This window comes from Shigella sp. FC1967 (assembly GCF_001743005.1).
In the GTDB taxonomy this organism is placed as follows: Bacteria; Pseudomonadota; Gammaproteobacteria; order Enterobacterales; family Enterobacteriaceae; genus Proteus.
Genome location: NZ_MIIZ01000530.1, coordinates 1 through 204, shown reverse-complemented (window position 1 = coordinate 204; position 204 = coordinate 1). Strand labels below are relative to the sequence as shown.

The 204-nt window shown below is 30.9% G+C and carries 1 pseudogene; it reads left to right on the top strand.

Annotation, left to right across the window (positions count from 1 at the left end):
• Positions 1-140 (top strand): annotated as a pseudogene (locus BHE89_RS04475) (peptide deformylase); the annotation flags it as partial.
• Positions 141-204: the final 64 nt, after the last annotated feature.

The window sequence follows — 204 nt, the reverse complement described above, 5'->3', positions numbered from 1 at the left end:
TTATTAGCTATCTGTATTCAACATGAAATGGATCATTTAGTTGGTAAATTATTTGTAGATTATTTATCTCCATTAAAACGCCAACGCATCCGCCAAAAAAGTTGAAAAAACTCGATAAGCTAGATAAAAAAAAGAGCTAAAGCAGGACAGTAACAGTTAAATTGAAACAGGAAGAGAACGTGTCTGATTCATTACGTATTATTT